The organism is Rhodococcus sp. NPDC059968, assembly GCF_042738615.1.
GTDB lineage: Bacteria > Actinomycetota > Actinomycetes > Mycobacteriales > Mycobacteriaceae > Rhodococcus_F.
Window position 1 is genome coordinate 1 of sequence record NZ_JBHWUE010000002.1, and the last position, 22,056, is coordinate 22,056.

The following is a 22,056-nucleotide window of genomic DNA, read 5'->3' on the forward strand; positions in this document are numbered from 1 at the left end:
AAGGCGAAAGGATCGGCCGGGGGTCGACCGCCGGCGTTCGACAAGGACCGCTACCGCGAACGCAACACCGTCGAGCGTGGTTTCGGGCGTCTCAAGCAGTGGCGTGGCATCGCCACTCGCTACGACAAGTACGCCACCACCTACCTCGGTGGCGTACTCTTCGCTGCGCTCGTCATTCATCATCGTGTCCGTAAATAGCAGACACGCTCTAGTCCCTGGCGGTGTCCCAGGTGGTGACCGCCCAGATCACGACGACGTCGAGCGCGATGATCAGGATCGACCACAGCGGGTAGTAGGGCAGCCAGAGGAAGTTCGCGAGGATCGACAGCGCGGCGATGCAGACTGCCACGACACGGGCCCAGGTGGCGCCCGTCATGAGGCCGATCGCGCTGATGACCAGGATGACGCCCAGAAGGATGTGGATCCATCCCCACGCGGTGGTGTCGAACTGGTAGGTGTACTCGACGCCGATGACCAGCAGGTTGTCGGAGGCGACCGCGGCGATGCCCTGGAAGAAGGAGATCACGCCGACGGTCAGCAGCAATATCGCCGCTGCCAGCGACGTTCCTGCGGCAAAACCCTGTTTGACAGGGCTGGTGGTCCTGGACTCCGGAGTTGTCGTCATGTCCATGCCCTTCTCGAAAGGATGTACTCGAACAGTGGAATCGTGCGGCTTCTCGGGGCGTGTCGGCATCATCCGCGCCGGGTGATCCTCATCTGCAACGGATGATGTGTCGTCGTCGGCCGGGTGCGACAGTCGATTCGGGGCATCCCGGTTGGCCGATTGTTGCGAAGGGACACGCGATGACCGATCCGCAGGACGTATCCGGCGCGGCGCCGGATTCTCGGTGGTCGATGCCTCGGGGCCTGATCGTGATTCTCGGCCTGGCCGCGCTGGTCGTCACCGTCGCGGGGATCCAGGTGGCCGCGTCGATAGTCGGCCCGATCTTCCTCGCTCTCATGCTCACCGTCGCGGTTCACCCGCTGCCCGAATGGCTTCACCGGAAGGGTGTCCCGGCCTGGCTCGCGACGATCGTGGCGATCCTGGTCGTCAACAGCATCATTCTCGTCCTCGTGCTGTCGCTGGCCCTGTCGGTCGCCCAGCTCGCCACGCTTCTACCGGAGTACGCGGACGACTTCACCGCCCTCATCGACAGCGCCCAGAGTTTCCTGAACAGCAACGGTGTGAATTCCACCGACGCCCAGACCCTGCTCTCCCAGGTGGATTACAGCAAGGTGTTCGGTCTCGTGGAGGGGATCCTGCAGGCGATGCTGGGTGTCTTCTCGAATCTGCTGTTCGTCCTCGCCCTTCTGCTGTTCATGGCCGTCGACGGAAGCTCCTACGGTTCGCGGATGCGGATCGTCACTCAGATGCGCCCCGACATCGCCACCGCTCTCTCCGCCTTTTCCGTCGGCACCCGCAAGTACCTGATCGTGTCCACGGTCTTCGGACTGATCGTCGCCGTCATCGACACCGGGGCACTGTGGGCGCTGGGGATTCCGCTGCCGATCCTGTGGGGACTGCTGTCGTTCATCACCAACTACATCCCGAACGTCGGCTTCGTCCTCGGGCTCGTTCCGCCCGCCCTGCTCGCGCTGCTCCAGGGTGGTCCGGGACTGATGCTGACGGTCATCGTCGTGTACAGCGTCATCAACGTCATCATCCAGTCCGTGATCCAGCCGAAGTTCGTCGGTGACGCGGTGGGCCTGTCCGTGACGTTCACGTTCCTGTCGCTGGTGTTCTGGACGTGGATCCTCGGGCCCCTCGGCGCGATCCTGGCCATCCCGCTGACCCTGATGGCGAAGGCGCTGCTGATCGACATCGACCCGTCCACGCGGTGGGTGAACACGATCCTCAGCAGCGCTCCCCCTCCCCCTCCACCGGTCACTGCCCCTGCCCCACCGAGACACGAAAAGGAAGAATCATGACACCCGATTTCTCGGACACCACCGATTTCGAGGACGCCGACCGCGGTTTCGTCGATCGCCTCGACCCCTGCACCGTCACGGACGGGGACGGTCGCGTGGTGTGGGACATGCAGGAGTATTCGTTCCTGAACGGTGACTGTCCGGACACCGCCCACCCGAGCCTCTGGCGTCAGTCGCAACTGTGCGCGAAGGACGGTCTGTACGAGGTCACCGAGGGCATCTACCAGCTACGCGGTATCGACCTGTCCAACATGACGATCGTCGAGGGCGAGACGGGTGTCCTGGTCATCGACCCGCTGATTTCGCAGGACACCGCGGCCGCCGCGCTCGCGCTGTACCGGAAGAACCGTGGCGATCGGCCCGTCACCGGAGTGATCTACACGCACTCCCACATCGATCACTTCGGCGGTGTCGTCGGCGTACTCCCGGACGGTCGCGGCGACGTCCCGATCCTCGCCCCCGAGGGGTTCCTCGAACACGCGGTCTCCGAAAACATCTATGCCGGAACTGCAATGGGCCGGCGCGCCACCTACATGTACGGACCGCTGCTCCCCAAGGGTCCGCGCGGGCACCTCGGGGCGGGGCTCGGAACGAACACCTCGACGGGTCGGCCCGGACTGATCCCACCGACCGTCGACATCACCCACACCGGTCAGGAGGAGACCGTCGACGGTATCCGGATCATCTTCCAGGTGACGCCGGGAACCGAGGCCCCCGCCGAGATGAACTTCCTGTTCCCGGACCACCGGGCACTGTGCATGGCCGAGAACGCCACCCACAATCTGCACAATCTCCTCACGTTGCGGGGCGCGCTGGTCCGGAATCCCCGCGCCTGGTCGCGATATCTCGATCAGGCGATCGAGATGTTCGACGGCGACTACGACGTCGCGTTCGCCTCCCATCACTGGCCGACGTGGGGTCGCGACCGGGTGGTGACATTCCTGTCGCAGCAGCGCGACCTGTACCAGTACCTGCACGACCAGACGCTGCGAATGCTCAACGCGGGGATGACGGGAATCGAGATCGCCGAGGACTTCCCGCTGCCACCCGCGCTCGAAAGCGCCTGGCACGCACGCGGCTACTACGGATCCGTCAGCCACAACGTGAAGGCGATCTACCAGCGGTACATGGGCTGGTTCGACGGCAACCCGACGTCGCTGTGGCAGCATCCGCCCGAGAACGCGGCCACACGCTACGTCCAGTGCATGGGCGGCCAGGAACAGGTCCGGTCGAAGGCGACGCAATACCTCGAGCGAGGCGATCTGCGGTTCGCCGCCGAACTGCTCAAGCACGCCGTTTTCGCCGACCCCTCCGACGGTGCAGCCAAGGACCTACTGGCCCGCACGTATGAGCAACTCGGGTTCGGTGCCGAGAACGCGACGTGGCGTAACTTCTACCTCACCGGGGCCCTCGAACTGCGCGGCGGAATCACCGCACCGCCACTCAGCGACCTCGGCGCAGACATGCTGAGCGCCCTGACGATCGAGCAAATATTCGACTCCGTCGCCCTCCGAATCAACGGCCCACGAGCCTGGGACAAGTCCCTCGTCGCGGAGTGGCACTTCACCGAACCCGAAGCGCACTACCGGACCACGCTGTCCAACGGTGCGCTCATCCAGACGCTCGCGCCGAAGACCACGACGCAACCGGACGTCTCGCTGACCCTCACGAAGATGCAATTGCTCGGACTGTTCGCCGGCAAGGGACTGGAGGGCATCGACGTGACGGGCGACCCGTCGAAGCTGCTGGTCCTCACCGAACTGCTCGACGCACCGGACAACACGTTCCCGATCGTCACGCCGTAGGCACTCCGCGCCCGTGCGCCGTTTTGGTAGCTGGGACAACCAGAACGGCGCACGGGCGCCGCAGCCGGAAAATACGTTCACCCACACAAGACAACGCATTCTCGCTAAAATACTCCCACCGGCCGACGGCGTCGGGGATTGGCGTTTGTCGAAGATCGTTTCTCGGTGCAGCGAGAATTGGGGGTCGGCGTGACGGCAGCACCTCTCGGGGAATTTCATCTGAGTACTCGAATACCTTCGAGTGCAGGGGGTCGGACGGTTACCCGGACCCGCCTGCACACCATGCTCACCGAAGCACTCACCGACGACGCCCACCCATGCCCAGTGGCGCTCGTCTGCGCACCGGCCGGGTCGGGTAAGACGCGCGCCGTGGCCGACTGGGCACGGGAGGTGCTCGCCGCCGACGACGCTCCGACCATTGCCTGGCTCACGATCGAGGAGCGGCACAACGACCTCGACGTCGTCCACCGGGCGATCCTCCGCTCACTCACCGACACCGGAAATCCTCGCCTGCAGAAGACATGCGCCGGGCTCGATTCCGAGTCACCGGACCTCGGCGCGCACTTGTCGGCCGCGTTGCACGAACTCGGCGAAAACATCTGGATGGTCATCGACGACGCCCACCTCCTCCGCGACACCGACGTCCTCACCGACCTCGAGTCGTTCATGCGCTGGCAACCTCCGATGCTGCGGACAGTCATCATCGGGCGGTTCGAGCCGCCCCTCGCGCTGCAGCGACTTCGCCTGGACGGCAAGCTGTTCACGCTCACGGCAAAGGATCTCGCGTTCACGTCCGACGAGGCGGCCGAGATGCTCGACGAGCACGACGTCGTACTGAGTCCGGACGATCTCGACGCGCTGATGGATCGCACGGAGGGCTGGGCGGCCGGAATTCGCCTGGCGGGAATGTCTTTGGAAGGCCACCCGGACCCGAGCCGATTGATCGCCGAGTTCACGGGCGACCGCCGGGCCGTCGCCGACTATCTCATCGAGGAGGTCCTCGCCGGCCAGACCGACGAGATGCGCGAGTTCCTGCTGCGCACGTCCGTACCTGTCTCGTTCACAGTCGAACTCGCGGAGAAGCTCACCGGCTGCACGGATGCGCACGGCAACATCGACTGGCTCGAGCACCACAATTTCCTGATCAGCCGAATCACCGACAGCCCCACGCACTATCGCTACCACCCGCTTCTGCGGAGTTATCTGCGGGCGGAGATCAGCCGGATCGGACACGTCGAAGTCGAGCATCTCGAATTGACGGCCGCCCATTGGCACGACGAATTCGGGGACGGGCTGCTCGCACTCGAACACGCGGTGAACTCCGGTGATCACGACGAGATCGTGGCGCTGCTCGCCCGGACTTCGTTGGCCCTGATCGTCGGAGGTCATGGGGAGGCCGTCGACCGGCTTCTCACGCGAGCACCTCGCTCTTCGCAGGACCACCCGTCTGCGCGGCTCATCCGCGCCGCCGCGGCGCTCGCATCGGGCAACATCCCGGTGGCCACGTCCACCCTCGAACTTCTCGACCGCAGGCGGTCGGGGTTGCTGGTGGACGGCGCCGCCGAGTCCCGGTTACACCTGCTGCTCCGCGAATCGCTCCGGGTGCAGACCGCGATCGGCACCGGCGGCATCGAGACCGCCCTGAACCGGCTGCGCAGCGTGGGTGTCGGATCGAGCGGAGATCCGGACCTCGACGCGTTCGTCCTGCTCCAGGAAGGGCGCGCGCTGCTGTTCCTGGGGCGGAACGACGAGTCGGAGGTCGTGCTCGGGAAGTCGCTGGCTCACGCTCGACTCGGCGATGCGTCGCTGGGCGTCATGTACTGCCTCGGGACTCTCGGCGGCATCGCGATGTCGCGGGGGGACGTGGTGCGGGCATCCGCACTGGCGGACGAGGCACTCACGATCGGCCGGACGCATTCGGCAACGAGCGATCCGACATTCCAGTTGACGAAGCTCATCGACTCCTGGTGCCGCTACATCCGGATGGACCCCGATGCCGCCCGTCTCGCCGCCGAGTCCGCCGAGGCGCTGCGGCGCGCGAACACCGGGACGGCGAGTTTCGCCGACGGCGCCGCCACGCTGTTCGGTCTCGACGAGTCCGGACACCGGCACAGTTCGGTGACGACGCTGCACGCGGAGAGCCCCGTGTCGTCCTCGTTGCCGGTACCACCCGGGATCCGGGCGGTGTTGCTGCCCGCCATCCAGTACGCGTATCTGTCCGCCGGTGAGACCGGGTGGGCGCACGAGCTGGCGACCGAGACGCATGCCCTCCTCGGACCCACCGGCGACACAGCGCTCGTCGAGGCGATCGTCCATCTGCACCTTCATCGCCTCGACCTGGCCCGTAAGACACTCCAACCCGTCCTGGACGGTGAACTGGAGTGCGCGGCGGGAACCAACCTGATCGCGGTGTGGCTCGTGGACGCATCGATCGCGCTTGCCCGCAAACATGATTCACGTGCCCACAGCGCGCTCACCGAGGCGTTGCGTCTCGCGGAGCCACAGTCGGTGTTGCGCCCGTTCCACGACTGCGGACCACAGATCCGAGAACTGCTCGTGCGGAGCACCGGCCGGTTCGGTGTCCTCGAACCCTTCGCGGAGAGGCTCCGGGCGTCGTTCCCGCGGTCGGAGAGCGCCGCGTCCGACATGTTGACCCCCCGCGAACTGGAACTCCTCGTGGAGCTTCCGTCGTGGCGGACCGCCGAGCAGATCGCGGCAGATCTGTGCGTGTCGGTGAACACCGTGAAGACCCATTTGCGCGGGATCTACCGCAAACTCGGCGTCACGTCCCGCCGCGACGCCATCGCCGCCGCGCAACACAACGGCTTGCTCTGAGCCGGTTCACCACTTGCGGGTGAGGCGCGTTGCCGTTCCGTCGGTCACCCTGAAATCTACTCTGACCGAGTTCTGGAACGACGATGCGAATGAAGGAGCCCGCCGTGGTGCGTCCTGAATCGAACTGGCCCGGCAAGGTCAGGTACGCCTTCCTGATCAGCGGCGCCCTGTCCGATCGCGTGCTGGCCGCGTTCCCCGAGTTGGACGTCTCGGACGTCACGACCGGTGACACCACGCTCTACGGCCCGGTCGACAGCCCCACGGATCTCCGGGGCATGTTGGCGCGCTTCGACGCGCTGGGACTGACGGTCATCGAGATGCGGCGGCTACCGGACTGACCTGACGGCGGGGTTCAATGGTTGGAGGGTCCCGGGAGGCGGTGAAGCCGATGTGAGCGGCGAGTTCGAACCGGGAACGGTGTTTGCCGGCTATGTGATCGAACGGGTTCTGGGACGAGGCGGCATGGGCACCGTCTACCTCGCCCAGCATCCCAACCTGCCGCGCAAGATCGCCCTCAAGCTGCTCGACACGTCGTGGACGAACGACGACTACGTCCGGTCACGATTCGAGTCGGAAGCAGACCACGCCGCACATCTCGACCATCCCAACATCGTCACTGTCCACGACCGCGGACGCGAAGGCGGCAGATTGTGGATCGCGATGCAGTACGTTCCCGGCACCGACGCCAGGAAAGCGCTCGGATCCGGTGCGCTGGATGTCGAGCGCGCCGTGCACATCGTGAACGAGACGGGGAAGGCACTCGACCACGCCCACGAGGCCGGGATTCTGCACCGTGACGTGAAGCCGGCGAACATCCTGCTCGCGCCGGGCGACCCCGAACGGGTGCTGCTCACCGATTTCGGCACCGCCAAGGCACTGGACGAAACGCATCAGCTGACCCGCACCGGGATGTTGGTGGCGACCCTGCACTACGCCGCGCCCGAGCAGATCGAGGGCGAGAAACTCGACCATCGCGTCGACATCTACGCGTTGGGCTGCACCTTCTTCCACCTGCTCACCAACGAACCACCGTATCCCGGTAACACGGCGTCCTCGGTGATGCACGGGCATCTGAACGGACCGATCCCCCGGCCGAGCGTGGTGCGCCCCGGGCTGCCCGCCGGTGTCGATGCGGTCGTCGCGCGCGCCATGGCCAAGAACCGCGAGGGGCGCTACTCGACCTGTCGTGAGTTCAGCGATGCCGTCCGCGCGATCGAGTGGACCGAGCCCGCCTACGTGACACGGCCTGCTGCCCTGGCCGACCCCGCCTCGACCACCCGCGCGAGCAGTCCGGACGTGACCCGTCCCGACACCGAGGCGGGGGCGGCGCCCACCAAACCGACGACGGTTGCGGGGCGGCGGACGCGCTGGTTGCTCGCCGTTCTGCTGGCGGGCGTCCTCGTTGCCGCCGCCGTCGCCTATGTCGCCTGGCCGGGCGAGGAGTCGACGAGCGCGCAGGTCGTGCTCCCGCTGACCGGTCTACAGGGTCCGGCCGGGCTCGCGGTCTCGGGCACCGGGGACCTGTACATCGCGGACAGCGCGGCCAAACAGGTCCTGAAAGTGAGCGCCGGGACGTACGAGCAGACAGTTCTTCCCTTCACCGGACTCGAGGTTCCGCAGGGAGTCGCGGTCGGTGCGTCCGGCGACGTGTACGTCTCCGATCTCGTGACCAACACCGTGACGATGCTGCACGGCAGCACCCAGGTACCGATGCCGTTCGGCGGCCTCGACCAGCCGTTCGGAATCGCACTCGGACCGGACGCCACGCTGTATGTCGCCGACACGCTGAACAATCGGGTGATGGCCCTGCACGACGTCACCGCGGCGCCCGTCGCGGTGCCGCTGACGGTGATCGGCCCGTTCGCCGTCGCCGTCAGTGAACACGGGGATCTCTACGTCGGCACGCCCAACAAGGTTCTCGCGTGGAACGCCGCCACCCACGCCCAGAGCTTTCTGCCGTTCACCGACCTCCAGAGCGTCGGTGGTGTCGCGGTCAACGACGAGGGAACCGTGTACGCCATCGATCAGAACCACAATCGCATTCTGCGGCTGGCCGCCGGTTCGGACGAGCAGCAGGTTCTCCCGTTCTCCGGGCTGGACCAGCCGGAGGGGATCGCCGTGTCGAGCCGAGGCGACGTGTACGTCGCGGACACCGACAACAGCCGAGTGGTCATGCTGCCTGCCGGAAGCTGACCGCTCGCGCTCAGGCCTGGCGCGCCAGATCGAATCCGAAGGATTCCGCGACGGCCTCGTCCACCCGGCCGTGGTGATTGGCGAGCAGCTCTTCGCGCTCGTTCGCGGAGAGCCCGCCCCAGATGCCGTACGGTTCACCGACACTGAGCGCATGCTCCCGGCACTGTACTAGCACGGGGCATCCGCGGCAGATCATCTTGGCGCGGAAGTCCCGCATCTCGCGTGCCCGGCCACGTTCGCGGTCGGGGTGGAAGAACGTGGACGACTCGTAGCCGCGGCACGCGGCGTCCCTCTGCCAGTCCCACACCTCGGCGACCGGAATGGGAAGACTCAACCGATTGGACATTGCACTCCTCCAGATACTCGTGAGCCGTTGTGTGCGAGCCCGAGAACTCGTTCCCGGGCCAGATCGGCGGCGCCGACGATGCCGACGTTCGCGCCGAGTTCAGCCAGTCGCACCTCGGCGACCGGTCGGTGTCCGCGTCCGGTGAGACGGTTCTCGAACGCGGCGGCGGCGGGACCGCGCAGCAGTTCGCCCGCCTCGCAGACTCCCCCGCCGATGATGAACAGGTCGGGGTCGAAGAACGCCGCGATGTCCGCCATGCCGTGACCCAGCCAGGAACCGATCACCCGGAAACACTCGAGCGCGGCGGGGTCACCGTCCTGCGCCGCCGCGGTGATGTGCAGACCTGTGATGGCGTCCGCCCGTCCGCCGGCGCGGGCGAGAAGGTCGGCGGCGAAACCGGGCGACACGTTCGCGAGATCCTGCGCTTCGCGTACGAGTGCCCGCCCGCTGGCGTAACGCTCCCAGCAGCCGTGGTTGCCGCAACCGCAGCGGCGGCCGTGCGGTTCGACGTTGAGATGCCCGAATTCCGCGGCCACACCGAACTTGCCGCGATGGAGGACGCCGTCGATGACGATGCCGCCGCCGATCCCGGTTCCCACGGTGAGCACGACGACGGTCTGCCCTGTCCGCCCGGCCCCGAAGCGTGCCTCGCCCCACGCCGCGGCGTTGGCGTCGTTCTCCACCACCGTCGGCAGTCCGCACGCCGCCTCGACCACCGCGCCCAGAGGCTCGTTACGCCAGGCCAGATTGGGGGCGAAGAGCACGGTGCTGAGGTCCGCGGCGACGAAGCCGGCCGCGCCGATGCCGACTGCCTGCACCGCGTGGGTATCCGCCAGCTCGCGGACGAGTTCGGCGATGACATTCTCGACACAGCGCGCATCGTGGGACGGGGTGTCACGACGCACCATCCGGTGGATGACTCCGTCGGTGTCGACCACGCCGGCTGCGATCTTCGTGCCACCCACGTCGATGCCAATTGTCAGAGCCATGTCTCGTGTCCTCTTCAAATCTCCGAGTGAGCGGTGTCACGCTGACACTAGAGGACCTTTAGCTCGTTATCAATACGTACTTTGGTTTTTCTGAGAACAAAGTGGTGGGTATGTCAGCCCCCGATCAGCCGCTTCGCGATCGGACGAACGGGACGCTCGTTCGATCTGACGCAACGAGCGTCCCGTTCGTCCGGAGTGGCAGTGGGGCGACGGCGACGCGGTGACGGAAACCCGCCGGCCGCCGCACGCCCGAGTGGACAAGCCCTGTGATCTGCGCCATAGTTCTCTCCCGTCGGCACAAGCCGACTCGCCCCTGACACTCGGATCGTCCGGCACGTTCCTGCCGGTGGAGGGATTCATTTCTCATGGCAACAATCACCTTTGACCGCGCGACCAGGCTCTTCCCGGGCTCGGACGTCCCGGCGGTCGATCAACTCGACCTGCACATCGAGGACGGCGAATTCCTCGTCCTCGTCGGCCCGTCCGGCTGCGGGAAATCCACGTCCCTGCGGATGCTCGCGGGACTCGAGGACGTCGACGGCGGCCAGATCCTGATCGGCGGCCGCGACGTCACGCACGCCGAACCCAAGGACCGCGACATCGCGATGGTCTTCCAGAACTACGCGCTCTACCCGCACATGACCGTCGCCGAGAACATGGGTTTCGCCCTCAAACTCGCCGGCAACGACAAAGCCGAGATCCGCAAGCGTGTGGGGGACGCCGCCGACATGCTCGACCTCGGCGCCTATCTCGACCGCAAACCCAAGGCCCTCTCCGGCGGCCAGCGGCAACGTGTGGCGATGGGCCGCGCCATCGTCCGGCAACCACAGGTGTTCCTGATGGACGAGCCGCTGTCGAACCTCGACGCGAAACTCCGTGTGCAGACCCGCACCCAGATCGCCCAGCTCCAGCGCCGCCTCGGCACCACCACCGTCTACGTCACCCACGACCAGGTCGAGGCCATGACGATGGGCGACCGGGTCGCCGTCCTCAAGGGCGGGGTGCTGCAGCAGTGCGCGTCCCCGCGCGAGCTCTACCGCCGGCCCGCGAACGTCTTCGTCGCCGGATTCATGGGTTCGCCGTCGATGAACCTGTTCACCGTGCCCGTCACCGACGGCGGGGTGCAGATCGGTGACCAGCTGGTTCCCGTCCCCCGCGAGGCCCTCACCGCGGCGGGCGGGCGTGAAGTGATCTTCGGGATCCGTCCCGAGCACGTCGAGATCGCCGACTCCGGCGGACTGAAACTCGAGATCGACGTCGTCGAGGAACTCGGCTCCGAGGCGTTCGTGTTCGGCCGCACCACCGTCAACGGCCGGACCGAGAACCTGGTCGCACGAGTCGACTGGCGCAACCCACCCGAGAAGGGCCAGGTCGTGCACGTCCGCGTCGACGAGGCCCACTCGCACATCTTCGCCACCGACGCGGCGGGCGAGCGTCTCGTGCGCTGACGTCAGAGTTCCGCAGGGCGGGCGGTCGAGCCCCGAACCACCAGGTGGGTCGGGAGCACGACCGCCCGTTCTGCCGGTTCCCGTCCACTGAGCAGTTCCACGACCACCCGGCCGGCAGCCGCCCCCTGCTCGCCGACCGGCTGCCGCACCGTGGTCAGATCTGCCAGCTCGGCCGTCGGGTGATCATCGATCCCGATCACCGACATCCCGGCCGGAACGGGAATCCCCGCACGTCGCAGCGTGCGCAACGCTCCGACGGCGACCTCGTCGGAATGACAGAACACCGCGGTGGGCACCTCGGCACGGCTGAGCAGCAGCTCCATGCCGCGCTCGCCGCCCTCGATTCCCCAGGGAACGGTCACGGTGCAGTCGTCGCCGAGTCCGGCGTCGGCGAGCGCGGCGTGGAAACCCGCCACCCGGGCGATGTCGCCCTCCCAGGACAGACCTTCCGGGTCCACGGTGCGGATCATTCCGATCCGGCTGTGGCCGATCCTGATCAGGTGCCCGACGGCCTGTCGCGCGGCCAGTTCGTCGTCGATCCGGACGGACGGGAACCCACCGGCGTGCGCGCCGATGACGACCACGGTCACATCCATCTCCTCGAGCCGCGCCCGCTCCGGCCCGGTCAGCGGAAACGCCACGGCGATGACGGCATCGACCTTGCGGCGCAAGGGAAGCCGTTCGAAGAACGATTCGCGCTGGGACGACTCCTCGAGGCAGTACAGCATCACGTCCAGGTCGGCGGCGCGGAGTTCGTGTTCGATTCCGGCGAGAATCCGCGAATAGAACCAGGCGTCGATCCACGGCACCACGACGGCCACCCGGCCCGTCGCGCCGCCCGACAGCTTCGACGCCTCGGGTGAGATGACGTACGCCAACTCGTCGGCGACCCGCTGAATTCGCAGTCGCGTCGCTTCGGAGACGCCGCGTTCGCCGCGCAGCGCGCGCGAGACGGTGGCGATCGAGACTCCGGTGCGACGCGCGACGTCGGCCATGTTGACGGACTGCTTGGGGATCACGTTCTTACAGTAAGCGAGCAACGCAAATATTTGCGTAGATTCCTCACAGAATCCCTGGCGCTGTAGTGCGGAAAAGAAATCACCCTGTTCGAGTTGACAGCCCCCTGTGACGTGCCTCACGCTATTTACGCAAACGTTTACGCATCACATTCACCCATCCCATCCCCGCACCGAGGAGATTCGATGACCCAGTCCGTGGAGTCGACCGCAACCACCGTCGCGAGCCGGCACCCCGAAGCCTGGTGGAAGACGGCCGTCGTCTACCAGGTCTACATCCGCAGCTTCGCCGACGGGAACGGCGACGGCATCGGCGACCTCGCCGGCTTGCGTTCCAAGCTGCCCTACCTCGCCGACCTCGGCGTCGACGCCGTGTGGATCAATCCCTGGTACCCGTCGCCGATGGCGGACGCCGGCTACGACGTGGCCGACTTCCGCGACATCGAGCCGTCGTACGGCACGCTCGCGGAGGGTGAGGCGTTCATCGCCGAGGCCCATGAGCTGGGGATCCGCGTGATTCTCGACATCGTGCCCAACCACACGTCCAGCGAGCACCGCTGGTTCGAGGCCGCCCTCCGCGACGAGCCCGGGGCACGCGACCGCTACATCTTCCGCCCGGGCCGCGGCCGTGCAGGCGACGAGCCGCCCAACGACTGGCAGAGCGCGTTCGGTGGTCCCGCGTGGAGCCGCCTGGACACGGGCGAGTGGTACCTGCACCTGTTCGCTCCCGCCCAGCCCGACCTCAACTGGGAGCATCCCGAGGTCCGTGCGGAGTTCGAGGACATCCTGCGCTTCTGGTTCGACAAGGGCGTCGACGGCTTCCGGATCGACGTCGCCCACGGCCTGGCCAAGGATCCCGCACTCCCCGATGCCGGTGAGCGCCTTCCCGGTTCGCAGCACACGGACCCCCACCCCGCCTGGGATCAGGATGCCGTCCACGAGGTGTACCGGGGCTGGCGGGCCGTTGCCAACGCCTACGCCGACCGCGTCTTCGTCGCCGAGGCCTGGGTACCCGGCAACGACCGGCTGGCCCGCTACCTGCGCCCCGACGAGCTGCACACCGCGTTCCAGTTCGACTTCCTGCGCGCCCCTTGGCGTTCCACGAGCATCCGCGCCGTGATCGACGACGCACTCGAGCAGGCGGCCACCGTCGGCGCACCCGCCACGTGGGTGCTCTCCAACCACGACGTTCCCCGCACCGTCACCCGCTACTCCCGCTCACAGCCCGACCACCTGGTCGAAACCGATTGGGAGCGCGCCCGCTGGGCGCTCGAGGAACCGAACCACGAACTGGGCAGGCGTCGCGCCCGTGCGGCCGCGCTGCTGCAGCTGGCGTTGCCGGGCACCGCATACATCTACCAGGGCGAGGAACTCGGACTGGAAGAGGTCGAGGACCTTCCCGACGACGTCCGCCAGGATCCGACGTGGTTCCAGACCGGTTTCACCGACTGCGGCCGGGACGGCTGCCGGGTCCCGATCCCGTGGTCGAACGACGCAGTGCCGTACGGCTTCTCCCCGTTCGACGCGGAGGAAGACACGTGGCTTCCGCAGCCGGGGCACTGGGCCCCGCACACCGCGGAAGCGCAGGCCGGCCACCCCGAGTCCTTCCTCACGCTGTACCGCGAGGCGCTGAAACTGCGACGCGAGTTCTTCGACACCCCGCATGCCGTCGAGTGGCTCGACACTCCCCCGGATGTGCTCGCGTTCGCGCGCGGCGCAGTGCAGTGCTGGGTGAACACCGGCACCGAGCCGGTCGCACTTCCCACGGGGTCGACCGTGGTGCTCGGTTCGGTCGCCGGCATCACCGGCGGAGCGCTCCCGTCCGACGCCGCGGTGTGGCTGTCGGAACCGGGAACGGGTGAATCGCGATGAAGCGCGTCGCCGCCGCGGCGGTGGCCGTCGGTGTCCTGTTCGCGGCGACGTCCTGCGCCGATCAGGGCATCGACGCCGCCGCGCAGGCGGAGAAGCAGAACCTGGACGGCCGCGGGCCCATCACCTACGTGCAGGGCAAGGACAACTCGAACGTCGTCCGGCCGCTGATCGACGAGTGGAACGCCACCCATCCCGGTGAGGAGGTGACGTTCAAGGAGCAGTCCGACCAGGCCGACCAGCAGCACGAGGACCTGGTGCAGCACTTCCAGTCCCGCGACTCCGGGTACGACGTCGCTGTCGTCGACGTCGTGTGGACCGCCGAGTTCGCGGCCCGCGGATGGCTGCAACCGCTCGAGGGCCCGATGGCGATCGACACATCCGGCCTGCTTCCCGCGACGGTCGCGGGGGCCACGTACGGGGACGTCCTGTACGCGGCTCCGCAGACCAGCGACGGCGCCCTGCTCTACTACCGCACCGACCTGGTGGGTCATCCACCCGCGACCTGGGACGAGCTCCTCGGCGCGTGCGGGACGGCGCAGCAGGCCGGAATCGGCTGCTACGCCGGGCAGTACGCCAAGTACGAGGGGCTCACCGTCAACGCGTCCGAGGCCATCAACACCGCGGGCGGGTCGATTCTCGGACCGGACGGCGTGACCCCGACGATGAACACCCCGGAAGCCAAGGCGGGGCTCCAATCGCTCGTCGACGCCTACCGTTCGGGTGCCATCCCCCGCGAGTCCGTCACGTTCCAGGAAGAGCAGGCACGGCAGGCGTTCCAGAGCGGCGACCTGCTGTTCATGCGCAACTGGCCGTATGCGTACAGCCTGATGGACGGTCAGGGCAGTTCCGCCGTGTCGGGCAAGTTCGCGGTGGCGCCGCTGCCGGGGAAGAGCGGACCCGGTCACTCGACACTCGGCGGGCACAGCGCCGCGATCAACGTGTACTCCGAGCACAAGGCGACCGCCTCGGACTTCCTGAAGTTCTTCCTGGAGAAGAAGTCACAGGCATTCTTCCTCTCGCAGGGATCGCTCGCCCCCGTTCGCGCCGACGTCTACGACGACCCGGAACTGATCGAGCAGTACCCGTACCTCCCCACGTTGAAGACGTCGATCGAGAACGCCGTGACCCGTCCGGTCACCCCGTTCTATCCCGCGGTCACCCGGGCCGTGCAGAACAACGCCTACGCCGCGATCAAAGGCGAGAAGACGGTGGACCAGGCCGCCGCCGACATCCAGTCCGCGATCGCCGCGGCCGGGTCCTAGAGGAGACAGCCGATGACCGTTCACGAACTCTCACTCGAGAAGACGCCCGCTCCCCCACGTCGGGGCGGCGCGAGGTCCGGCGCACCGGAGCCCGCGCAACCGCGGAAGGGGCCCAGCAAGGCGGCGATGTTCCTGATCCTGCCGACCATGATCCTGCTGGGCATCGTCGTTCTGTACCCGGTGGTCAGCGCCATGGTGATGTCGCTGTTCAAGGACCCGACGATCGACCCCGCCACCGGCAAGTTCGTCGACCAGGGCTTCGCGGGTCTGTCGAACTACACGCACTGGCTGTTCCAGCGGTGCACCGACACGACCGGAGCGTCCGTGTCCTGCCCCGGCGGTACGCTGGGATCGCTGTTCTGGCAGTCGATGTGGGTCACCGTGTTCTTCACCGTCGCCACGGTCGCCGTCGAGGTCGCGCTGGGACTGTGGTTCGCCACCATCATGAACCGGGCGTTCCGCGGTCGGGCACTGCTGCGCACCAGCATCCTCGTCGCGTGGGCCATCCCGACCGCCGTCACCGCGAAGCTGTGGTACTTCGTCTTCGCCTACGACGGCATCGCCAACAAACTGCTCGGCACGGAGATCCTGTGGACCGGTGACACGTGGCCGGCCCGGTTCGCCGTCGTGATCGCCGACGCGTGGAAGACCACACCGTTCGTGGCGTTGCTGATCCTCGCCGGACTGCAGATGGTGCCCGCCGAGGTCTACGAGGCGGCGCGGATGGACGGCGCCAATGCGTGGCAGCGGTTCCGGTCGATCACGTTGCCGCTCATCAAGCCGGCCGTTCTGGTGGCGGTCCTCTTCCGGGTGCTCGACGTGCTGCGGATCTACGACCTCCCGGCGATCCTCACCGGCGGCGGTGGCGGTGACGGCACGGCCACCACCACACTGTCGATCCTGGTGATCGACCAGATGCGCCAGGGTTTCAACAGCGCGTCCGCCCTCTCCACGATCACGTTCCTGTTCATCTTCGCCGTCGCCTACGTACTGGTGAAGGTGATGGGAGTCAACGTGATCGACACCCAAGAGCAGCAGCGAAAGGCCTGATCCATGTCCACAGCAGTCGTCACACCGGGGATTCCCCGGGCCACGGTGGCACGCCGGCGCCGGGGACCGTCGCTCGCCTCCATCCGCACCTACCTGGGCCTGGCGGTGATCGTCGTCTGGGGTCTGGCCCCCGTCTACTGGATGGTGGTCACCGCCTTCCGCCACTCCGACTACACGTTCGACACCACCCCGTGGCCCACCCACGTCACGCTGGAGAATTTCGCGAGCGTGTTCTCGACGGAGGCGGGCAACCACTTCGCCAGGGCACTCGTCAACAGCACGATCATCGGCGCCGTCACCACCGCGATCGGTCTGGTCGTCGGTGTCGGCACCGCGTACGCGCTGGCGCGACTGCAGTTCCGGGGAAAGCACGTCGTTCTCGGAATCATCCTGGCCGCGTCGATGTTCCCGGGTGTCGCCGTCCTGACACCCCTGTTCCAGCTGTTCACGTCGATGGGCTGGTTCGGCACGTACCAGGCGCTGATCATCCCGAACATCTCGTTCGTGCTGCCCCTCACCATCTACACCCTCACCGCGTTCTTCAAGGAACTGCCGTGGGAACTCGAGGAGGCGGCCCGGATCGACGGGGCCAGCAGGCGGCAGGCGTTCCGAATGGTGTTGCTGCCCTTGGCCGCACCGGGACTGTTCACCACCGCGATCCTCGCGTTCATCGCGTCGTGGAACGAATACCTGATCTCCAGCCAGCTGTCGAACGACGTGACCCAGCCGGCCACCGTCGCGATCGCACAGTTCGCGGGAAGCAAGCCGCACGAGGAGCCGTTCACGTCCGTGATGGCAGCGGGAACGGTCGTGACCATCCCGCTCGTCATCATCGTGCTGCTGCTGCAGCGCCGCATCGTGTCCGGCCTGACCGCTGGTGGCGTCAAGTAGTGCGGCTTCGCCACCCGTGAGTACTTGTTAACCGCCCGCGGTTAACAAGTACTCACGGGTGCAGGTCGGCCCGGTACTGCCTCGGCGTCTTCCCGAACCACCGCCGGCACGAACGGTTGAGGGTGCTCTGCTCGGTGTACCCGAGCAGTCCGGCGATCTGGCTGAGATGAAATCTCGGTTCGGCGAGGTATCTCGCCGCCTGGTCGCGACGCTCCCGTTCGATGAGGTCCTGGCATCGCACACCTTCCTCGGCCAGGCGTCGTTGCAGCGTGCGCGGATGCATCGACAGTTGGTCGGCGATGGCCTCGGCGCTGCAGTGACCGGTGGGCAGTAGACGTCGGGCCAGCTCGGCCACCCGTTCGGACAGCGCCGCGGTGCTCGGCAGGTAGTGGGATTCCAGATATTTCGTGGCAATGCGCCGGGTCTCCGGATCTGCGCTGTCGATCCGGCGGTCGGCCAGGGCGCGGGGCATTTCGAACCCGCACCACGATTGTCCGAACAGGACAGGGCAGTCCAGCGCATCCCGGTAGGCGGCGTCCGACCCGAGTTGGTCGTGCACGAACGAGATCATCGAGGGACGCGCGTCCGGTCCGCCCAGCAGCCGCAGGATGCGGACGCCGTTGGCCATTGCCAGCTCGTACCCCTGAGGCAGATAGGGCATGGACGGTTCCGTCATCTCGTAGACGAACCGGACGTCGCCCCCTGCAGCGCGCGGCCCGACGGTCAGCTTCAGGGCGGGCGAATGCACGTAGAAGTAGCTCGCGATCGCCTCGAATGCACCGTGCACAGTCTGCGCGTTCCGCGCGATCACGGCGATGGGCCCGAGGATGTCCAAGCCCTGCCAGTGCGAGAGCCGGAGCCCGAAGTCCGGGCACCCCAGGTCGGCGGCGCTCGCGTCCAGCACGTGCACGACCGACTCGAACGACACGAACGCGTCCTCCTCGTGCTCGACTCCCGGTGGGATGTGGAAGCGCGCGAGGAACGACTCCGGGTCGGCGCCCAGCTCGCGCATCAGGTCGCCGTATCCCCAAAGGTTCGTGGCCCGGATCAGACTTCCCACGGGGTCAACTCCCCTCTCGCCGGGAAAGCGGTGTCGGGAAATGCTAAAAGCATGTCCGGAAGTGTCAAGACCTGTGACGTGGCCCACAGTCATTCTGTTTGTACCCCATCCTGCGAATCCAGCAGGCAGAAGCGCGAGGAAGCCATGACCACGACACATTTCGACGTTCTGATCATCGGTGCCGGACTGTCCGGCATCGGAACGGCCTGCCAGGTGACGGCCGAGTTCCCCCACAAGACCATCGCCGTGCTGGAGCGCCGCGAACGGCTGGGCGGGACATGGGATCTGTTCCGCTACCCCGGTATTCGTTCGGACTCCGACATGTTCACGTTCGGCTACAAGTTCCGGCCGTGGCACGACTCGAAGGTGCTCGCGGACGGTGCGTCGATCCGCCAGTACATCGCCGACACCGCGCGGGAGTTCGGCGTCGAGGACAAGATTCGTTACGGCCTGAAGATCGTCGGGGCGGACTGGTCGACCGCCGAGGAACGCTGGACCGTGACGGCCGAGCACGAGGCGACCGGCGATATTCGCACCTACACCTGCGGGTTCCTGGTCAGCTGCACCGGCTACTACGACTACGACGCCGGCCATCTGCCGGACTTCCCGGGCACGGACCGGTTCCAGGGCCGGTGCGTCCACCCACAGCAGTGGCCCGAGGACCTCGACTACACCGGGAAGAGGGTCGTCGTGATCGGAAGCGGCGCCACCGCCGTCACCCTCGTTCCGTCGATGGCCGGCGATGCAGAGCACGTGACCATGCTGCAGCGCTCGCCGTCGTACATCTTCTCGATACCCGCCCTCGACAAGATCTCCGAGGTGCTGAGCCGATTCCTCCCCGCCAAGTGGGTGTACTCGTTCGGCCGCAAGCGCAACATCGCCCTCCAGCGCGGGCTCTACCTGGCATGCCGACGGTGGCCCCGGCAGATGCGCCGATTCCTGCTCTGGCAGGTACGACGACGCCTCGGCCCGGGATTCGACATGAGCCATTTCACGCCGAACTACATGCCGTGGGACGAGCGCCTCTGCGCGGTGCCGGACGCGGACCTCTTCACCGCGCTGTCGTCCGGCGACGCGTCGATCGTCACCGACCACATCGACACGTTCACCGAGAAGGGCATCCTGCTGAAGTCCGGACAGGAACTGGAGGCGGACGTCGTCGTCACCGCCACCGGCCTGAAGATCCAGATGCTCGGCGGAATGGAACTGTCCGTGGACGGGCAGCCCCGACCGCTGCACGGGCAGATGACCTACAAGGGCGTGCTCGTCGAGGGAATCCCGAACCTGGCATGGGTTTTCGGCTACACCAACGCGCCGTGGACCCTGAAGTCCGACATCGCAGGCGCCTACCTGTGCCGGCTGCTCCGGTACATGGACGAGGGCGGCCACACCGTCGCGACGCCCCGCGACGTTGAGAACTCCGCGATGGACATCGGCATGCTCGACCAGTTGCAGTCCGGGTACGTGCAGCGCGGCTAGGACGCCATGCCCCGCCAGGGGTCCAAGGAGCCGTGGAAGGTTCTCATGCACTACGAGAAGGACTCCACGATGCTCCTCGACGACCCCGTGCACGACGGGCTGCTGCAGTTCGGGGCGCCGGCATGAGGAACATCGACCGAGGTGTCATCCGGGCCTGTCTGCGCAGTTCACGACCCCTGCTTGCGTCCCACCGCGTGTCCGTCGGGGCGAAGCGCCTCATGGTCGAGATGGTGACGGCCGCCGCTCGCCCGCCCCGGGGCACCCGGTTCGAGCGCGACACGGTCGCCGGTGTCCCCGTCGTCCGGGTGCAGCCGGCGCACACCACCGGCGGGACGCTGATCTACCTCCACGGCGGCGGATACGCCCTCGGGAGCGCGAAGGGGTACCGCGGCCTGGTCGCGCACCTCGCCGCAGCCGCCGGGACGACCGCAGTGATCCCCGACTACTCACGCTCGCCGGAAGCCCGCTACCCGATTGCGCTCGAGGAGATGGTCGCGGTCTACTCCCGGCTACTCGACGACGGACTCGACCCGAACACCACTGTCGTCGCGGGTGATTCCGCCGGCGGCGGACTGACGCTGGCGCTCGCGACGGCATTGCGTGATCGTGGCCTCCCCGCCCCGGCTGCGCTCGGCCTGATCTGCCCGTGGGCCGACCTCGCGATCGACGTCGACAGGACGCGACCGGTGCTGCGCGATCCCCTCATCCTGCCGGCCATGACGGCGGAGTGGGCCCCGCGCTATGCCGGACACCACGACCCGAGGTCGCCCGGGATCTCTCCGGTGTACGGCGACATGACGGGTCTGCCGCCGATCGTCATGCACACCGCCGGCGACGATCCGATCTCTGTCGACGCGGACAAGATCGAAGCAGCCGTCGCCGCCGCGGCGGGCGTCCTCGACCACCGCCGGTTCGACGCCCTCTGGCACGACTTCCACCTCCAGGTCAGCATTCTCGCCGAGGCATGCGAGGCGGTCACCGACCTCGGCGCGGCACTGCGCCGGAACATCCTGAACGTTCACCCCGACACAGACAGGGTTGCATCCACATGAGCACGTTCGAAGGCAAAGTCGCCGTCATCACGGGAGCAGGATCCGGCATCGGCCGGGCCCTCGCCCTCGATCTCGCGAAGAAGGGCGCCAGGCTTGCGCTCTCCGACGTCGACACCGTGGGACTCGCCGACACCGTCCGCCGGACCGAAGCCCTCGGCGCGGAAGTCAAGTCCGATCGGCTCGACGTCGCCGAACGGGAAGCCGTGCTGGCCTACGCGGACGACGTCGTCGCGCAGTTCGGCACGGTCCACCAGATCTACAACAACGCCGGCATCGCCTACAACGGCACCGTCGAGAAGTCCGAGTTCAAGGACATCGAGCGGATCATGGACATCGACTTCTGGGGCGTCGTCAATGGCACCAAAGCCTTTCTGCCGCATCTGATCGCGTCGGGCGACGGACACGTCGTCAACATCTCCAGCGTGTTCGGGCTGATCGCCGTTCCGGGCCAGAGCGCGTACAACGCAGCGAAGTTCGCCGTGCGCGGTTTCACCGAGGCGCTGCGTCAGGAGATGCTGATCGCCGAGCACCCCGTCGAGGTGACGTGTGTGCATCCCGGTGGCATCAAGACCGCCGTTGCCCGGAACGCCACTGTCGCCGAGGACGAGGACGCGCAGACCTTTGCCGAATTCTTCGACAAGAGGCTGGCCCTCCACTCGCCGGAGATGGCCGCGAAGACGATCCTCGACGGAGTTCGCAAGGGTAGAGCCCGGGTGGTGATCGGCTGGGAGGCGAAGGCCCTCGACGTACTGGCCCGCATCATCGGGTCGTCGTATCAGCGGGTGGTCGCCACCGGTTTCGCGACCTTCATGCCGTGGATGAAGTAGGC

The 22,056-nt window shown here is 67.0% G+C and carries 18 protein-coding genes and 1 pseudogene; 14 read left to right on the plus strand and 5 right to left on the minus strand.

Annotation, left to right across the window (positions count from 1 at the left end):
* A partial coding sequence (locus tag ACFWAY_RS02580; RefSeq protein ID WP_378509742.1) for a transposase occupies nt 1-198 on the plus strand: 198 nt, incomplete at its 5' end.
* Between the two features lie 10 nt (nt 199-208).
* Here ACFWAY_RS02580 and ACFWAY_RS02585 read toward each other — a convergent pair.
* Nucleotides 209-631, minus strand: a complete 423-nt coding sequence (locus ACFWAY_RS02585; RefSeq protein WP_378450865.1) for a hypothetical protein — start codon at nt 629-631, stop codon at nt 209-211.
* Nucleotides 632-804: 173 nt separating this feature from the next.
* On the opposite strand from ACFWAY_RS02585, the gene ACFWAY_RS02590 reads away from it, so the two are divergent.
* From ACFWAY_RS02590 to ACFWAY_RS02610, 5 genes are all read left to right on the plus strand, one after another.
* Complete coding sequence (locus ACFWAY_RS02590; protein ID WP_378509743.1) at nt 805-1,929, plus strand: AI-2E family transporter; 1,125 nt, start codon at nt 805-807, stop codon at nt 1,927-1,929.
* Nucleotides 1,926-3,734, plus strand: a complete 1,809-nt coding sequence (locus tag ACFWAY_RS02595; protein WP_378450659.1) for an alkyl/aryl-sulfatase — start codon at nt 1,926-1,928, stop codon at nt 3,732-3,734. Before ACFWAY_RS02590 ends, ACFWAY_RS02595 begins: the two co-directional genes overlap by 4 nt.
* A 282-nt stretch (nt 3,735-4,016) precedes the next feature.
* On the plus strand, nt 4,017-6,569 hold the full coding sequence (locus ACFWAY_RS02600; protein ID WP_378450660.1) for a LuxR C-terminal-related transcriptional regulator: 2,553 nt from the start codon (nt 4,017-4,019) through the stop codon (nt 6,567-6,569).
* An 89-nt stretch (nt 6,570-6,658) separates the two neighbouring features.
* Entirely contained in the window at nt 6,659-6,907 is a 249-nt protein-coding gene (locus tag ACFWAY_RS02605; RefSeq protein WP_005253439.1) for a hypothetical protein, read from the plus strand.
* A gap of 52 nt (nt 6,908-6,959) precedes the next feature.
* Nucleotides 6,960-8,762 (plus strand): protein kinase, encoded by a 1,803-nt coding sequence (locus ACFWAY_RS02610; RefSeq protein ID WP_378509744.1) that lies wholly within the window; start codon nt 6,960-6,962, stop codon nt 8,760-8,762.
* 10 nt (nt 8,763-8,772) lie between these two features.
* On the opposite strand, the gene ACFWAY_RS02615 is transcribed toward ACFWAY_RS02610, so the two are convergent.
* The gene (locus ACFWAY_RS02615; RefSeq protein WP_005253437.1) at nt 8,773-9,108 is read right to left on the minus strand and encodes a WhiB family transcriptional regulator; all 336 of its coding nucleotides are present in this window, start codon (nt 9,106-9,108) and stop codon (nt 8,773-8,775) included.
* Nucleotides 9,093-10,097, minus strand: a complete 1,005-nt coding sequence (locus tag ACFWAY_RS02620) for an ROK family glucokinase (RefSeq protein WP_378509745.1) — start codon at nt 10,095-10,097, stop codon at nt 9,093-9,095. The genes ACFWAY_RS02615 and ACFWAY_RS02620 overlap by 16 nt, the downstream gene beginning before the upstream one ends.
* A gap of 365 nt (nt 10,098-10,462) precedes the next feature.
* Between ACFWAY_RS02620 and ACFWAY_RS02625 the strand changes: the two genes are divergently transcribed.
* Nucleotides 10,463-11,545: an ABC transporter ATP-binding protein gene (locus ACFWAY_RS02625; protein WP_378450663.1), complete on the plus strand. Its 1,083-nt coding sequence runs from the start codon at nt 10,463-10,465 to the stop codon at nt 11,543-11,545.
* A 2-nt stretch (nt 11,546-11,547) separates the two neighbouring features.
* On the opposite strand, the gene ACFWAY_RS02630 is transcribed toward ACFWAY_RS02625, so the two are convergent.
* Complete coding sequence (locus ACFWAY_RS02630) at nt 11,548-12,564, minus strand: LacI family DNA-binding transcriptional regulator (RefSeq protein WP_378450664.1); 1,017 nt, start codon at nt 12,562-12,564, stop codon at nt 11,548-11,550.
* A 183-nt stretch (nt 12,565-12,747) separates the two neighbouring features.
* Here ACFWAY_RS02630 and ACFWAY_RS02635 point away from each other — a divergent pair, with 183 nt between their 5' ends.
* From ACFWAY_RS02635 to ACFWAY_RS02650, 4 genes are read left to right on the plus strand one after another with little or no spacing between them, the layout of a single operon-like run.
* Nucleotides 12,748-14,433: a glycoside hydrolase family 13 protein gene (locus ACFWAY_RS02635; RefSeq protein ID WP_378450665.1), complete on the plus strand. Its 1,686-nt coding sequence runs from the start codon at nt 12,748-12,750 to the stop codon at nt 14,431-14,433.
* Complete coding sequence (locus ACFWAY_RS02640) at nt 14,430-15,695, plus strand: ABC transporter substrate-binding protein (protein ID WP_378509746.1); 1,266 nt, start codon at nt 14,430-14,432, stop codon at nt 15,693-15,695. The genes ACFWAY_RS02635 and ACFWAY_RS02640 overlap by 4 nt, the downstream gene beginning before the upstream one ends.
* 12 nt (nt 15,696-15,707) lie before the next feature.
* Nucleotides 15,708-16,745, plus strand: a complete 1,038-nt coding sequence (locus tag ACFWAY_RS02645) for a carbohydrate ABC transporter permease (RefSeq protein ID WP_378509747.1) — start codon at nt 15,708-15,710, stop codon at nt 16,743-16,745.
* 3 nt (nt 16,746-16,748) lie between these two features.
* A complete protein-coding gene (locus ACFWAY_RS02650) occupies nt 16,749-17,636 on the plus strand; it encodes a carbohydrate ABC transporter permease (protein WP_378450668.1) in 888 nt (295 codons plus the stop codon).
* 52 nt (nt 17,637-17,688) lie between these two features.
* Here the strand turns inward: ACFWAY_RS02650 and ACFWAY_RS02655 are convergent, their stop codons facing one another.
* A complete protein-coding gene (locus ACFWAY_RS02655; protein WP_378509864.1) occupies nt 17,689-18,648 on the minus strand; it encodes an AraC family transcriptional regulator in 960 nt (319 codons plus the stop codon).
* Nucleotides 18,649-18,840: 192 nt separating this feature from the next.
* Here ACFWAY_RS02655 and ACFWAY_RS02660 point away from each other — a divergent pair.
* From ACFWAY_RS02660 to ACFWAY_RS02670, 3 genes and pseudogenes are all read left to right on the plus strand, one after another.
* A pseudogene (locus tag ACFWAY_RS02660) lies at nt 18,841-20,301 on the plus strand (flavin-containing monooxygenase).
* Nucleotides 20,298-21,227 (plus strand): alpha/beta hydrolase, encoded by a 930-nt coding sequence (locus tag ACFWAY_RS02665; RefSeq protein ID WP_378509748.1) that lies wholly within the window; start codon nt 20,298-20,300, stop codon nt 21,225-21,227. Before ACFWAY_RS02660 ends, ACFWAY_RS02665 begins: the two are co-directional and overlap by 4 nt.
* Entirely contained in the window at nt 21,224-22,054 is an 831-nt protein-coding gene (locus tag ACFWAY_RS02670) for an SDR family NAD(P)-dependent oxidoreductase (protein ID WP_378509749.1), read from the plus strand. The genes ACFWAY_RS02665 and ACFWAY_RS02670 overlap by 4 nt, the downstream gene beginning before the upstream one ends.
* The last annotated feature ends 2 nt before the right edge of the window (nt 22,055-22,056 follow it).